A 15,254-nucleotide genomic window follows, 5' to 3' on the forward strand; every position below is an offset into this window, starting at 1 on the left:
GTCAGACTCCCGAGAAGCCTGACCAGGCGGAGCAGCCGAGCTGCGTGCCGTTGTTGATGGAGCACGCCTGAACGCGGAACTCCCAGCCCGGCAGCACCCACAGGGTGCGGGACTCCGTCGTGCCGGCGCCCTTGGTGTTGTCGACGTACTGGTTGGTCGTGTTGCCACGGAGGTTGTATGCGGTGCGCGAACCCCAACCGTCGTTGTAGCGGTCGGTGCTGGACATCGTGTCCGAGGACGCGTTCCAGTACGCGGTCGCGCGCGCCTGGCCACCGGTCGTGTACGTCGCGGTCGCGTCTGCCATCGCCGCGACTGACGGCGCGACGATCAGGGCCGCGGAGACGGCGGTCGCTGCGGCGAATTTCGCCAAGCGCTTCTTCGTGCTCAACTTCATTTCTTCTCCTCATGGCTACGAGGTCCGGATCAGTATTGACCAGATTCGCCTCGTTTGCCTGTGAGTGTGGAGAAAGACGCGGCCCGTGTCTGTCGGTCATTTGGTGGACAGCCACACCAACTGCCGCCATTGCGCGGTCGTCGTGGCCAAGGCGTGCGGGAGCTTGTCCAGATTTCTGGAGTTTGGGTCATGTCCACTTCGACTGCCGCACCGACAATCAGGGTGCGTCCAACAGCGGTGAGCGTCGAGGCAATGGAACCCCTCGTTTGTTGAACGAGAATTCCGCGGGAGCCCGGCCGTACAAGCCTCGCTCAGAGCAACCTCCCCGAACGCTGCGGACCACAGTGAGCCGACTCTGACAACGGCCAGCGTGACGGTTGAACCGTTTTCACCTGCACTCGTGCGACGCACCATCACGTCAACTTCGGGCCCTGGCGAGCCCGCTCACCTTGGGTGCGCCCGATGAGAGTGACGAATCCAGACATCGCGCCAGCCTCACTCTCCGATTCCGCGTAATCACGGGCATCCCGCTCGTCTCAGAGGCAGCACGGCGGAACTCCGAAATCGGGATTGGACATACCGAAGCGAATCCAACCCCCTACCGGAGGAGCTTCCCTTGTCCCGACGACTGTTTGCTGCGTCCGCGGCACTCATCGCAGTTCTCTCATTGACCGTTCCGACGCCCGCGCTTGCGGCGCCAACGCCGTCCGCCTGCACGGTCGGCGGGGTTGCCGTCCCCGACGGAGAGCCCGCCCCCAGCGATATCCCCACCGTCATGTCCTGCTTCGACTCCGTGGACGAAGCTGAGCGGTTCATCGAGGATGGCGCTCCTGGAGACTATGAGCAGCTCTATCCGGCTGGCGCCAGTGCCCGAGCGGCGTCGGCGGCAGCGGCCATCATGGTCGGCAAGATCTGGACGGGCGCCAACCGCACAGGCACGGTCCTCATCCACTGGGGATCCGGCAGCGGGTGCACCGGTGTCACGTTCGGATTCCCGAGCCTCGGCTCCGGATGGAACAACAACGTCCGCTCAGCCGAAGGCTTCAACAGCTGCTGGTCTTCCCAGTACGACGGAACGAACTACACAGGGACGAAGGTGACGTGCACCCCGTACTGCGGATCGCTCGGCGTTCTGGCGGGCAAGACCTCGTCCGTGGTCTACCGACCGGTGGGCACCTTCGGATGAGCGTCGCCCAATCAGGACTTAAACGGGTGCAGCTGAAGCGTCGAGCATTCGATGCGGCCCGGCACGACCGCGGCTTCCCCCTGGTCCGTGACACACGTCGTGAACTCTGAGGGAGCGACCCCTGGCGCGTTCGTTGCTGACATCTGGTCGTTGTCGGCGAAAGCGCCAGACTCCCACATCTGAACGCACATCGCCTCGGCATCCACAATGGACACGACACCGTCTGGCGTGGCGACACTAGCCGCCGCGCCAGACAGCGTCCCGTCGGAATTCCGCCAAGGCCCTTCGAGGCAGTACACAATGCTGGTGTCGCTCACCGGCCGTTGTTCGAGGAGCACGACGCCAGCCACGCCGGCACCGGCGACAACGAGCACACCACCAGCGATGGACAGGCGGCCCCAAATGGTCTTCCACCACTTCGGGCGAGTGAGCTCCCGTCGCATCTGCGCGATGAGGAGGTCCTGCACCTCACGGCGGTGCGGCATGCCTCCGGACTGTTCCGTCATGCTTTCGCCTCCTCTGATCTGGGAGCATACCCATCGAGCGCTCCACGAAGCCGGGCTTTCACACGCGACAGTCGCGACTTTACGGTACCTTCCGGGATCCCGAGAACGACCGCCGCTTCGGCGGTCGACAGCTCGTGAACGACGCAGAGGACCACGACGCTGGAGTCTCGAGGGTTCAGTTCAAGTAAGGCCTCGCGCACGCTCTGAGAGATCTTCAGGGCATCCATGGCACGGCCGACCTCGTCGGCATGGTCGGGAACGTTGTCATCGCGCGGAATCCGACTCAGAAGCCGCTGGTATCGCCTCCGGGAGCGCAGGCTGTTCTTCGCGGCGTACGACGTGGTGGCCAGCAACCACGGGAGAACCGACCCATCAACGACCCGGACCTTGTCCCGCTTGCGCCACAGTTCGAAGAACGCGGTCGCCGCAACCTCTTCGGCATCCCATGATGTCCGCATCAGTACGAGCGACAGTCGAAACACCGGCGCCTGATGCCGGTCGTGCAGCATGCGGTACGCCGGCTCATCGCCCCGCGACAACCGGAAGAGGAGGTCACCATCGTCTGGCGGTCTCGACTCTCGAAACTCCGGCACAGCTACACCTCGTAGATCCTGCCCGACCGAACTGTCAGGACTTTCCCCTACGAGTCTAAATGTCTGTACTTGAGTGGGTCACCGCGCCGAGGCTACGCAGCCAGCGCTTGATCCCTCGCCGCGCGCCGAGCCATCGCATGCACGTCTCGAGCGTGCCGGGGGCTGCAGCGCAAGTACTTATGACACTGCGCGCGGAACGTCTCGTACGTCCCGTATCCGCAGCTCCGAGCGATGTCGGACATCGGAACGGTCGGACTGTGTGCCGCGAACGCGATGACCTGCCTCACACGGCGTCGCGCAAGGGCTTCGGCGACGCTCGGGCCGCCAGCGAACGCCCGGTCCAACTGCCGGCGGGAGACGAATAGTTCGCGTGCCAACCACGCCGGGCCGACATGTCGATCTCGATAGTGGTGTTCGATGAGCGCGAGGCAACGATCACGTAGCGAGTCGAATTCGGTGGTCCTCATGCCACGTAATGTCCGGATGACGGCATCGGGTTCCCGAACCGCTGAGGTTGACACCAGTAGCGAAACCAGAACGCGTCACCCGCAGCGACATCTCGCCGTTGGAGGACGGGGCTCGCATCAGCCGGTGCGAGCATACAGATCAAATGAACGTGTGACTTAGATCGCGCACCTCGCGAGCACGACAGGTCGCACAACGGACGCAGTCATGCAGGATCTGAGACAGCTTCAGAGCCACTACTGCCATTTGCAGCAGACGCCCGCGTAGCTGGTGGTCGTCACATACAACCATGACGGTCAGGCGAAGCGGCGGTGCCAAGCGGCGATGTCTTCGAAGGTGTAGTAGACGACTCCTGCGAAGAGGACGGCGTTCGGCGCACACCCGCGCCAGTGGAGAAGCCGCATGCGCAGTCGGCTGATGCCGAGATTGGGACAGAACTGTGGGAGCGCGCTGGCCTACGCGCCTATCGCGCTCTGACGCCATTGACCGAGTGGACATCGCCATCCAATCCCTCAGCCCAACGCCGGCTGGTTCGCCGGGCACATCCTGAACGATTGGAATCAGATCCTCGGCATGGGGCGCCGCCCGTTCCTGATCGCCTCAGTCCGATATGTCGTTCGGAGGTCTTGGCGCCCATCACCTTCGCACTGCACGCCGCTAGAGGCACGCCTCGAAGAGCCACTGGGCCCGTCGGCCGGGAGCATCATGCACTTCGTCAACGGGCGCCGCCTAGGCGGCTCAAGTAGGGGAGGGGCCGCTCGCATCGGTCTGGGACGGCAGAAGCCGCCTGTCTCCTAGCGGCTTCTGCCGGATCTGAGATACGCGAACGTGGAGTGCTTAGATCCGCGAACATCCCGTTGGTGGCGAGTGAGGGATTCGAACCCCCGAATGCAGTGCAGTCTGATTTACAGTCAGATCCCTTTGGCCGCTTGGGTAACTCGCCAATGCGCGCCCGTCCGACTTCTTCAGCCAACCGGGGGCACGAGTCACAATCATACCTGCCCGCGGCGGGCGGGAGAAATCGAGGGCTCAGCTGCCGTGCACGCCCCTCTCGGACTCGCGCAGCGACTCCGGCGTCCGCAGCAGACCGCCCTCGGCGCGGACGGTCGCCGCCGCGACGTCCATCGCCCGATCCAACAGTTCCTGCCAGCCCTCGACTGCCCCAGGGGTGCCGTCGACCAGCCCCGCCGAGACTGCGGCGAGGGTCGCATCCCCCGCGCCGACCGTGTCGACGACGCGGCCGGGCAGCGTCGAGATCGGCGCGCGTACCGTGCCGGCATCCGTCTCGAGGATCGCGCCATCCGCGCCCGCGGTCGCGAGCACAGCGCGCACGCCGAGCCCGCGCAGCCGCTCCCTCAGGGCGTCGAGGTCTCCGTCATAGAGCAGGGCCGCGTCATCCGCCCCGACCTTCACGATCGCCGTGTTGGCAACGAGGCGCTCGAATCCGCGCACGAACTCGGCGCGGTCGCTCAGCATGCCCGACCGCGGGTTCGGGTCGATCGCGAGGCGCGCGCCGCCCACGGCATCCGCGAGGGCGTCGACCTCGGCCGGCACATCGAAGGGGAAGCAGCTGATCGCGACCAGGGATGCGTCGGCGATCGCTGCCCGCGCCTCCTCGGAGTACCGGATGCTGCGCCGCTGCGCCGCCTCGTTGAAGAGATACACGGGCTCGCCGTCGGATCCGCGCTGCACGATGGCGCGGGACGACCCGCGCGGAGCCGGCGTCTCGATCAGACGCACCCCGTGATCGACGAGGTACTCGCGGATGTGCGCGCCCGCCTCGTCGTCGCCGACCATCGCGATGAGCGCGGTGTCGACGCCGAGACGACGGAGCCCGACGGCGACGTTGAGGGCCGCGCCGCCGACCAGCTCGCGCACGCCGGCGTCGTCCCGGATCTCGTCGATGAGGGCGTCGCCGATGACGACCGCTGCGGGGGAATCAGTGCTCATTCAGCCGAGACTACCGGCCCGACGAGCGCGATACGCCGCGAATGACGGTCCGCGGCGACGGGGGCGGGTACGGTGGGGCCATGTACGGTCGACTCGCCGCCGCAACAGCAGCCCTCCTGCTCACCGCCGTGCTCGCAGGATGCGGATCGGCCGGCGCGGATGCCGACAAGCCGTCCGCCTCACCCGAGCCCTCGGCGACCTCGACGCCGGAGGGCTCCCCCTCCCCCACGCCCACTCCGACGACTTCGCACATCGCACTGCCCACCGACTGCCGCGCGATCCTCTCCGACGACGTGCTCGCCCAGCTCGACGGCATCCCCCTCAACGACGCCGCGTTCGGCCCATCGGGCGTAGGCGACGACGGCACGCTCACCTGCATCTGGGGCGACCCGCGCGCCGACACGACCAACCTCGTGACCACCATCTCCCACGAGGATCGCGGCCCGGCCCTCGACATGCTCAACGCCCTGGTCGCGAACGAGGGCTTCACGTGCTTCACCCCCGACGGCGGCACCCGCTGCGAGAAGACGTTCCAGAACCCGCAGTACCCCGTCACCGACGGTCGCACGCTCTTCTATCGCGACGACGTGCTCATCGACACGCGCTACTCGAACCTCGCTCCGACTGGCTACACCGCCAGCATCGTCGCGCACCTGTTCGACTGATCACCGGACAGGAAGAAGGCCCCGGGCAGATGCCCGGGGCCTTCTCACTCACTCAGCACGTGATCAGTTGTACGTGCCCGGCGTGATGTCGTCCGTCGAGAACGCGTCGAAGTCGACGTAGCCGAAGTCGCCGTCGGCGTACGCCCCGTCGGATGCGAAGATCCGGTTCGGGTAGCGCTCGCTCTTGGCCTCCTCGGTCGCCTCCACCGTGACGTCGCGGTACTTCGAGAGTCCCGTTCCGGCAGGGATGAGCTTTCCGATGATGACGTTCTCCTTGAGGCCGACCAGCGGGTCGCGCTTGCCCTCCATGGCGGCCTGTGTGAGCACGCGGGTCGTCTCCTGGAAGGAAGCGGCCGACAGCCACGACTCCGTCGCGAGCGACGCCTTCGTGATACCCATCAGCTCCGGACGGCCCGACGCGGGGCGCTTGCCCTCGGCCACGGCCTCGCGGTTGATCGACTGGTAGCGCTTGAGGTCGACCATCTCACCCGGCAGCAGGGTCGTGTCGGCGTGATCGACGACGGTGACCTTGCGGAGCATCTGACGGACGATGACCTCGATGTGCTTGTCGTGGATCGGCACACCCTGCGAGCGGTAGACGCCCTGGACACCGCCGACGAGGTACCGCTGCACCTCGCGGGCACCCATGACGCGCATGACCTCCTTGGGGTCGAGCGTGCCGACCTGCAGAGGCTGACCGACCGTGACGTGCTGGCCGTCCTCGACGAGGAGCGTCGCACGCTTCAGCACCGGGTAGACGACGGGCTCGTCGCCGTTGTCGGGCGTCAGGATGACCTTCTTAGCCTTGTCGGTCTCGTCGATCGTGATGCGGCCGTCGGCCTCGGCGATCGGCGACGCACCCTTGGGGGTACGAGCCTCGAAGAGCTCCTGCACACGGGGCAGACCCTGCGTGATGTCGTCCGCCGATGCCGAACCACCGGTGTGGAACGTACGCATCGTCAGCTGGGTACCGGGCTCACCGATCGACTGGGCCGCGATGATGCCGACGGCCTCGCCGATGTCGACGGTCTTGCCGGTCGCGAGCGAACGGCCGTAGCACTGCGCGCAGACACCGACGGCGGAGTCGCAGGTCAGGACCGAGCGCACCTTGATGGTCTCGACACCCGCCTCGACCAGCTTGTCGATGAGCACGTCGCCCACGTCGTCACCCGCAGCGGCGAGGACCTCGCCCTTGCTGTCGACCACGTCGGACGCCAGCGTACGGGCGAACACCGAGTTCTCGACGTTCGCGTCGCGCACGAGCTCGCCCTGCGAGTTCGGAGCGGCGATCGGGAGCTCGAGGCCCTTCGACGTGCCGCAGTCCTCTTCGCGGATGATGACGTCCTGCGAGACGTCCACCAGACGACGGGTCAGGTAACCCGAGTCGGCAGTACGCAGAGCGGTGTCGGCGAGACCCTTACGGGTACCGTGCGTCGCGATGAAGTACTCCGCCACCGACAGACCCTCGCGGTACGAGGAGATGATCGGACGCGGGATGATCTCACCCTTGGGGTTGTTCACCAGGCCCCGCATACCCGCGATGTTGCGGATCTGCAGCCAGTTACCACGGGCGCCCGAGGACACCATGCGGTTGATGGTGTTGTCCTGCGGGAAGTGCGCCTTCATCGCGGCCTGCACCTCGTCGGTCGCCTCGGTCCAGATCTTGATGAGCTCCTGACGACGCTCGGCGTCGGTCGTGAGGCCCTTCTCGTACTGGGACTGGACCTTCGCGGCCTGCTTCTCGTAGCCGGCGACGATCTCCGCCTTGTTCGGCGGGGTGAGGATGTCGCTCAGGGCGACGGTCACACCCGAGCGCGTGGCCCAGTAGAAACCGGCGTCCTTGATGCGGTCCAGCGACGCAGCCGTCTCGACCTTGGGGTACTCCTCGGCCAGCTTGTTGACGATCTGCGACAGCTTGCCCTTGTCGGCGACCTCGCGGACGAAGGGGTAGCCCTTCGGCAGCGCGTCGTTGAAGATGGCCTGACCCAGCGAGGCGTCGACGAGGCCGTGACGCTCGTAGCCCTCGGGAGCTTCGCCCTCGAGGAACGTCAGACCCGGGATGCGGATGCGGACCTTGGCCTGCAGGTCGAGGGTGCCCTCGTCCTTCGCCAGGATCGCCTCGCCCACCGAGCCGAACGCACGACCCTCACCGGCAGCGCCCTCCTTGACCGTGGTCAGGTGGTGCAGACCGATGATCATGTCCTGCGAGGGCAGGGTGACCGGACGGCCGTCGGACGGCTTCAGGATGTTGTTCGACGCGAGCATCAGCACGCGGGCCTCGGCCTGGGCCTCGACCGACAGCGGCAGGTGCACGGCCATCTGGTCACCGTCGAAGTCGGCGTTGAACGCCGCGCAGACGAGCGGGTGCAGCTGGATGGCCTTGCCCTCGACGAGCTGCGGCTCGAACGCCTGGATGCCGAGACGGTGCAGCGTGGGCGCACGGTTCAGCAGCACGGGGCGCTCGCGGATGATCTCCTCGAGCACGTCCCAGACCTCGGGACGCGTGCGCTCGACGGCGCGCTTGGCGGCCTTGATGTTCTGCGAGTGACCCAGGTCGATCAGGCGCTTGATGACGAACGGCTTGAACAGCTCCAGTGCCATCTGCTTGGGCAGACCGCACTGGTGCAGCTTCAGCTGCGGGCCGACGATGATGACCGAACGGCCCGAGTAGTCGACGCGCTTACCGAGCAGGTTCTGGCGGAAACGACCCTGCTTTCCCTTCAGCATGTCGCTGAGGGACTTCAGGGCGCGGTTGCCGGTACCCGTGACGGGACGACCGCGACGGCCGTTGTCGAACAGGGCGTCGACGGCCTCCTGCAGCATCCGCTTCTCGTTGTTGACGATGATCTCGGGGGCGCCGAGGTCGATCAGACGACGAAGACGGTTGTTGCGGTTGATCACGCGACGGTAGAGGTCGTTGAGGTCGGAGGTCGCGAAGCGGCCACCGTCGAGCTGCACCATCGGGCGCAGCTCCGGCGGGATCACCGGCACGACGTCGAGGACCATGGCGGCCGGGCTCATGCCGGTCTCCAGGAACGAGTTGACGACCTTGAGGCGCTTGATCGCACGGATCTTGCGCTGGCCCTTGCCCTCCGAGATCTGCAGGTGCAGGCTCTCGGCCTCGGCGGCCAGGTCGAACGCCGCGAGGCGGCGCTGGATCGACTCGGCGCCCATGTAGGCCTCGAAGTACTGACCGAAGCGGTCCTGCAGCTCGTGGAAGACGTCGTCCTCGGGGCGCAGCGCGCCGACCTCGAGCGTGCGGAAGTCCTCCCACACGCGCTCGAGCTTGGCGATCGCCTCGTCGGCACCCTTGCGGATGAGCGACATCTCCTTCTCGGCGGCGTCCTTGACCTTCTTCTTGGCGTCGGCCTTGGCACCCTCCGCCTCGAGAGCGGCGAGCTCCTCCTCCAGCTTCGCCAGGCGCTCCGCGATCTTCGAGTCGCGGCGGTCGCCGAGCGTCTTCAGCTCGAGACGGATGTTGTTCTCCTGCGTGCCGAGGTCGCGGTGACGAGCTTCCTCGTCGACCGAGATGACCATGTAGGCGGCGAAGTAGATGACCTTCTCGAGGTCCTTCGGAGCCATGTCGAGCAGGTAGCCGAGGCGCGAGGGCACGCCCTTGAAGTACCAGATGTGGGTGACGGGAGCGGCGAGCTCGATGTGACCCATGCGCTCACGACGGACCGAGGACTTGGTGACCTCGACGCCGCAGCGCTCGCAGACGATGCCCTTGAAGCGGACGCGCTTGTACTTGCCGCAGGCGCACTCCCAGTCGCGGGACGGGCCGAAGATCTGCTCTCCGAAGAGACCGTCCTTCTCCGGCTTGAGGGTGCGGTAGTTGATGGTTTCGGGCTTCTTGACCTCGCCGTAGGACCACGCGCGGATGTGGTCTGCGGTCGCCAGGCCGATGCGAAGCTCGTCGAAAGTGGTGGACTCGAGCACTAGTTCTCCTGTGTCGGAATTCTGTTGAGAAATCGGGCTTCGGCGGGCTCAGCGGCGATGTGCGGCGCTGAGCCCGTCGAGGCGTTTAGATCTCGTCGATCGAGGCGGCCTCGAAGCGGCTGGAGATGTTGATTCCGAGCTCCTCCGCTGCGCGGAAGGCCTCGTCGTCGGTGTCGCGCAGGTTGACAGCCGTGCCGTCGGCCGAGAGGACCTCGACGTTCAGGCAGAGGGACTGCATCTCCTTCATGAGCACCTTGAAGGACTCGGGGATGCCGGGCTCCTGGATGTTCTCGCCCTTGACGATCGCCTCGTACACCTTGACGCGGCCGAGGATGTCGTCGGACTTGATCGTGAGGAGCTCCTGGAGCGCGTATGCCGCACCGTAGGCCTCGAGGGCCCACACCTCCATCTCACCGAAGCGCTGGCCACCGAACTGCGCCTTACCACCGAGCGGCTGCTGGGTGATCATCGAGTACGGACCGGTGGAACGCGCGTGGATCTTGTCGTCGACCAGGTGGTGGAGCTTCAGGATGTACATGTAGCCCACGGAGATCGGCGCCGGGAACGGCTCGCCGGAGCGGCCGTCGAACAGCTGCGTCTTGCCGCTCGAGTCGATCAGGCGCACGCCGTCACGGGTCGGGGTCGTGGCGTCGAGGAGACCGGAGATCTCCTCCTCGCTCGCACCGTCGAACACCGGGGTCGCGACCTTGGTGCCGGGCGCGGCCTCGAAGGCCTGCTCGGGCAGACGAGCCGCCCACTCCGGGGTGCCCTCGACCTTCCAGCCCTGCTTCGCGATCCACCCGAGGTGGGTCTCGAGGACCTGGCCGAAGTTCATTCGACCCGGGATGCCGAGCGGGTTGAGCACGATGTCGACCGGGGTGCCGTCCGCGAGGAACGGCATGTCCTCGATCGGGAGGATCTTCGCGATGACACCCTTGTTGCCGTGGCGGCCGGCGAGCTTGTCGCCCTCGGTGATCTTGCGCTTCTGGGCGATGTAGACCACGACGCGGCGGTTCACGCCGGAGCCGAGCTCGTCGTCGCCGTCCTCGGCGTTGAACTCCTTGACCGCGATGATCGTGCCCTGCTCGCCGTGAGGCACCTTCAGGGAGGTGTCACGGACCTCGCGGCTCTTCTCGTTGAAGATCGCGCGGAGCAGGCGCTCCTCGGCCGACAGCTCGGTCTCGCCCTTCGGCGTGACCTTGCCGACGAGGATGTCGCCGGGGCGGACCTCGGCACCGATGCGGATGATGCCGCGCTCGTCGAGGTCCTTCAGGAGCTCCGGGCTGACGTTGGGGAGGTCACGCGTGATCTCCTCCTTGCCGAGCTTCGTGTCGCGGGCGTCGACCTCGTACTCCTCGATGTGGATCGAGGAGAGGGTGTCGTCCTTCACCAGGTCCTGGCTGAGGATGATGGCGTCCTCGAAGTTGTAGCCCTCCCACGTCATGAACGCGACGAGAAGGTTCTTCCCGAGTGCCAGCTCGCCGTTCTCGGTGGCGGGGCCATCGGCGATGACCTCTCCGACCTCGACGCGCTCACCGGCGCTGACGACGACCTTCTGGTTGTACGACGTGCCCTGGTTGGAGCGGTCGAACTTGCGCAGGTGGTACTCCTGCGTGCCGCCCTCGTCGAGCATGACGATGACGCGGTCCGCGGAGACCTCGGAGACGACACCGGCCTTCTCGGCGGTGAGCACGTCACCGGCGTCGATGGCGGTGTAGCCCTCCATACCGGTTCCGACGAGCGGCGAGTCGCTGCGCAGCAGCGGCACGGCCTGACGCTGCATGTTGGCGCCCATGAGCGCGCGCTGCGCGTCGTCGTGCTCGAGGAACGGCACGAGCGAGGTCGCGACCGACACCATCTGGCGCGGCGAGACGTCGATGTAGCCGATCTCCTCGGGCAGGAAGAGGTCCACCTCGCCGCTGCCGCCCTTGGGGCGCGCGAGGACGTGGCTCTCCGTGAAGCGGCCCTTCGCATCGAGCGGCGCGTTCGCCTGCGCGATGTTGAAGTCGACCTCCTCGGATGCCGTGAGGTAGTCGATGTGCTCGGTGACGACGCCACCCTCGACCTTGCGGTACGGGGTCTCGATGAAACCGAAGGAGTTGATGCGCGCGAAGGTCGCGAGAGCACCGATCAGACCGATGTTCGGGCCTTCAGGGGTCTCGATCGGGCACATGCGGCCGTAGTGCGAGGGGTGGACGTCACGGACCTCGACGCCGGCACGGTCGCGGCTCAGACCACCGGGGCCGAGAGCCGAGAGGCGGCGCTTGTTGGTCAGACCCGCGAGCGGGTTGTTCTGGTCCATGAACTGCGACAGCTGCGACGTTCCGAAGAACTCCTTGATCGCGGCGACGACGGGGCGCACGTTGATCAGGGTCTGCGGCGTGATCGCCTCGATGTCCTGCGTGGTCATGCGCTCGCGGACGACGCGCTCCATGCGGGAGAGACCGGTGCGGACCTGGTTCTGGATCAGCTCGCCCACCGCGCGGATGCGACGGTTGCCGAAGTTGTCGATGTCGTCGGTCGCGATGCGGATCTCGGCCTGCTTGCCCGAGCGGACGCCGTCGAAGGTCTCGACGCCGGCGTGGATGCGCACCAGGTACTTGATCGTCGCGACGATGTCGGCGACGGTGAGCACCGAGTCCGACAGCGGCGAGTCGAGGCCCAGCTTGTGGTTGATCTTGTACCGGCCGACCTTGGCGAGGTCGTAGCGCTTCGGGTTGAAGTAGAAGTTGTCGAGCAGCGCGCGGGCGGCCTCGGCGGCCACCTGCTCGCCCGGACGCAGCTTGCGGTAGATGTCGCGGAGCGCATCTTCCTTCGTGACGATGGTGTCCTTGGCCAGGGTCTCCTCGATCGAGGGGAAGCCGGCGAACTCCGTGAGGATCTCCTCGCTCGTCATGCCGAGCGCCTTGAGGAACACGGTGACGGACTGCTTGCGCTTGCGGTCGATGCGGACGCCGACCTGGTCGCGCTTGTCGATCTCGAACTCGAGCCATGCACCACGGCTCGGGATGACGCGGGCCGACACGATGTCCTTGTCGGACGTCTTGTCGGGGGTCTTGTCGAAATAGACGCCGGGCGACCGGACGAGCTGCGACACGACGACGCGCTCGGAGCCGTTGATGATGAACGTGCCCTTGTCGGTCTGGAGCGGGAAGTCGCCCATGAAGACCGTCTGAGTCTTGATCTCACCGGTGAGGTGGTTCATGAACTCGGCCTCGACGTACAGAGGGGCGGCGTACGTCTTGCCGCGCTCCTTGCACTCCTCGATCGAGTACTTCTCGGGCTCGAGGTAGGGGTTCGTGAACGAGAGCTGCATCGTCTCGCCGAGGTCCTCGATCGGGGAGATCTCCTCGAAGATCTCGCCGAGGCCGGAGACCTCGTTGACGTCGGTGCGACCGGCCTGCTTGGCCTCCTCGACACGCGCCTTCCAGGCGTCGTTGCCGACGAGCCAACCGAAGGACTCGGTCTGCAGGGCGAGAAGGTCGGGGACCGTCAGCGTGTCGGAGATCTTGGCGAACGAGAGGCGGGATGCTCCGCGTCCGTTCTTGGTGGTGGTGGATGTGGATGCGTTGCGAGCAGCAGCCAAGGGAATAACCTCCGTGAGCCCCGCAGGGCTTCTCGATTCCTTTGTCGTCAGGTGGAGTGCGCGCTCGAATGCTCAACGAGATGCCGACCACCATATGAGGGCACGGAGAAGCGAGCGCAACTACCAACTATAGACGCGATTGTGCGACATGGCAAGCGCAGTCCTTGACCAATTTCGGATGCTGCGGTAAAAGCCCGCTCCCCACCCGTCCCCACCCGTCTATTTCTGCTGAACGACGCAAACAGAGGGTTCGTCTCTGCCGTTCGGCAGAAATAGCGGGGCTTGGGAGGTCAGGACGCGATGTTCAGCTCGTTCCCCGGGATCGAGGCGAGGAGGCGACGCGTGTACGGGTCGCGCGGGTTGGTGAAGATCTCCTCCGAGGAGGCCGCTTCGACGAGAGAGCCGTCCTTCATCACGCACACGTAGTCGCTGATCAGTCGCACCACCGCGAGGTCGTGCGAGATGAACAGGTAACTGAGCCCGTACTCGCGCTGCAGGTCGCCCAGCAGCGTGAGGATCTGATCCTGCACGAGCACGTCGAGCGCCGACACGGGTTCGTCGCAGACGATCAGGTCGGGCGAGAGCGCGAGGGCGCGGGCGATCGCCACGCGCTGGCGCTGACCGCCGGAGAGCTCGGACGGGTAGCGACGCAGCATCGACTGCGGCAGCGCCACGTCGTCCAGCAGCTGACGGACGCGCTTGCGGCGATCCGCTCCGCTCCCCCGCCGATAGAACTCCAAGGGCTCGGAGATCAGCCTCTCGATCGTGAACATCGGATTCAGGCTCGAGTAGGGATCCTGGAAGATCGGCTGGACGCGCTGGCGGAAGTCCTTCGTCTCCGCTCGGCTCAGCGACGAGACGTCCTTGCCCTCGAAGCGGATGAGGCCGCTCGTGGGCTCGATGATCTTCAACAGCATCCGCGCCGTCGTCGTCTTGCCCGAGCCGGACTCGCCCACGATCGCGACGGTCTCCCCGCGAGGGATCGCGAGGGACACGTCGTTCACCGCGACGAAGTCCTCCTTCTGTCCCCGCACCGGGTACACCTTCGTGAGGTTCTCGATCTCGACGATGTTGTCGGCGCGGCCGCGTGTCGTCTCGTCGCTGCGCTCCTCGCTCGACGACCGGTCGACCTCCGACGGCTCCTCGACCTGGAACGCCTCCGGCCGCAGCCGCGCGGCCGCGACCGAGGGCGCCGCCTTCACGAGCGACTGCGTGTACGGATGCTGCGGAGCCTCGAGGATCTGCCGCGCAGGCCCCTGCTCCACGACCCTGCCGCGGTGCATCACGACCACGCGCTCCGCGCGTTCCGCCGCGAGGCCGAGGTCGTGGGTGATGAGCAGCACCGCGGTGCCGAGCTCACGGGTCATGGCGCCGATCTGATCGAGGATCGTCTGCTGCACCGTGACGTCGAGAGCGCTGGTCGGCTCGTCCGCGATCAGCAGTCGCGGCTTGCACGCCAGGCCGATCGCGATGAGCGCCCGCTGACGCATGCCGCCGGAGAACTCGTGCGGGTACTGCTTCGCGCGCCGCTCGGGATCGGGCAGACCGGCCGCGGTGAGCGCCTCGACCACCTTCTCCCCCACGTTCTGCCGGGTGGCGAGTCCGTGGGCGAGCAGTGTCTCGGCGACCTGCGTGCCGATCTTCGCGACCGGATTGAGGTTCGACATCGGGTCCTGCGGGACCAGGCCGATGTCGCGACCGCGGATCGCACGCAGCTCGTTCTCGGGAGCGTGAGCGATCTCCCGGCCGTCCAGGCGGATGCTCCCGGCGGCGACGCGGCCGCCCCCGGCGAGCAGGCCGATGATCGCCATCGCCGTGGTCGACTTGCCCGAACCGGACTCGCCGACGATCGCGACCGTCTCGCCCTCCGCGATCTCCAGGTCGACGCCCTCCACCGCGTGGACCACGCCGTCCATGGTGCTGAAGTCGACCGCGAGTCCTTCGACGGACAGCAGGGGTGCGCCCGGCAT

Annotated in this window: 10 protein-coding genes and 1 tRNA gene; 2 read left to right on the forward strand and 9 right to left on the reverse strand. The window is 66.4% G+C overall.

Annotated elements, in window-relative coordinates; genetic code table 11:
- Position 1: 1 nt before the first annotated feature.
- Positions 2-394 (reverse strand): hypothetical protein, encoded by a 393-nt coding sequence (locus MRBLMX7_RS05720; protein WP_363366590.1) that lies wholly within the window; start codon positions 392-394, stop codon positions 2-4.
- 616 nt (positions 395-1,010) lie between these two features.
- On the opposite strand from MRBLMX7_RS05720, the gene MRBLMX7_RS05725 reads away from it, so the two are divergent.
- Positions 1,011-1,580: a hypothetical protein gene (locus MRBLMX7_RS05725; protein ID WP_363366591.1), complete on the forward strand. Its 570-nt coding sequence runs from the start codon at positions 1,011-1,013 to the stop codon at positions 1,578-1,580.
- A gap of 11 nt (positions 1,581-1,591) precedes the next feature.
- Here the strand turns inward: MRBLMX7_RS05725 and MRBLMX7_RS05730 are convergent, their stop codons facing one another.
- The 5 genes from MRBLMX7_RS05730 to MRBLMX7_RS05750 form a co-directional block, all read right to left on the reverse strand.
- Positions 1,592-2,086, reverse strand: coding sequence for a hypothetical protein (locus tag MRBLMX7_RS05730; protein WP_363366592.1), 495 nt, complete (start codon positions 2,084-2,086; stop codon positions 1,592-1,594).
- The gene (locus MRBLMX7_RS05735) at positions 2,083-2,595 is read right to left on the reverse strand and encodes an RNA polymerase sigma factor (RefSeq protein ID WP_363366593.1); all 513 of its coding nucleotides are present in this window, start codon (positions 2,593-2,595) and stop codon (positions 2,083-2,085) included. The genes MRBLMX7_RS05730 and MRBLMX7_RS05735 overlap by 4 nt, the downstream gene beginning before the upstream one ends.
- A 176-nt stretch (positions 2,596-2,771) precedes the next feature.
- Entirely contained in the window at positions 2,772-3,146 is a 375-nt protein-coding gene (locus MRBLMX7_RS05740) for a helix-turn-helix domain-containing protein (protein ID WP_363366594.1), read from the reverse strand.
- 856 nt (positions 3,147-4,002) lie between these two features.
- Positions 4,003-4,087: transfer RNA gene (locus MRBLMX7_RS05745), tRNA-Tyr, on the reverse strand.
- A gap of 86 nt (positions 4,088-4,173) precedes the next feature.
- On the reverse strand, positions 4,174-5,094 hold the full coding sequence (locus MRBLMX7_RS05750) for a carbohydrate kinase family protein (RefSeq protein WP_363366595.1): 921 nt from the start codon (positions 5,092-5,094) through the stop codon (positions 4,174-4,176).
- An 80-nt stretch (positions 5,095-5,174) separates the two neighbouring features.
- Here MRBLMX7_RS05750 and MRBLMX7_RS05755 point away from each other — a divergent pair, with 80 nt between their 5' ends.
- The gene (locus MRBLMX7_RS05755) at positions 5,175-5,759 is read left to right on the forward strand and encodes a hypothetical protein (RefSeq protein WP_363366596.1); all 585 of its coding nucleotides are present in this window, start codon (positions 5,175-5,177) and stop codon (positions 5,757-5,759) included.
- A gap of 63 nt (positions 5,760-5,822) precedes the next feature.
- On the opposite strand, the gene rpoC is transcribed toward MRBLMX7_RS05755, so the two are convergent.
- The 3 genes from rpoC to MRBLMX7_RS05770 all read right to left on the reverse strand — a co-directional run bounded on the left by rpoC (position 5,823) and on the right by MRBLMX7_RS05770 (position 15,254).
- Positions 5,823-9,698, reverse strand: a complete 3,876-nt coding sequence (rpoC, locus tag MRBLMX7_RS05760) for a DNA-directed RNA polymerase subunit beta' (protein ID WP_050721702.1) — start codon at positions 9,696-9,698, stop codon at positions 5,823-5,825.
- A gap of 85 nt (positions 9,699-9,783) precedes the next feature.
- Positions 9,784-13,284 carry a DNA-directed RNA polymerase subunit beta gene (locus tag MRBLMX7_RS05765; protein WP_363366597.1) on the reverse strand — a complete coding sequence of 1,167 codons (3,501 nt, stop codon included), beginning with the start codon at positions 13,282-13,284 and terminating at the stop codon, positions 9,784-9,786.
- A 290-nt stretch (positions 13,285-13,574) separates the two neighbouring features.
- Complete coding sequence (locus MRBLMX7_RS05770) at positions 13,575-15,254, reverse strand: ABC transporter ATP-binding protein (RefSeq protein WP_363366598.1); 1,680 nt, start codon at positions 15,252-15,254, stop codon at positions 13,575-13,577.

Source organism: Microbacterium sp. LMX7-1.2, assembly GCF_040675935.1.
Taxonomy (GTDB): domain Bacteria; phylum Actinomycetota; class Actinomycetes; order Actinomycetales; family Microbacteriaceae; genus Microbacterium.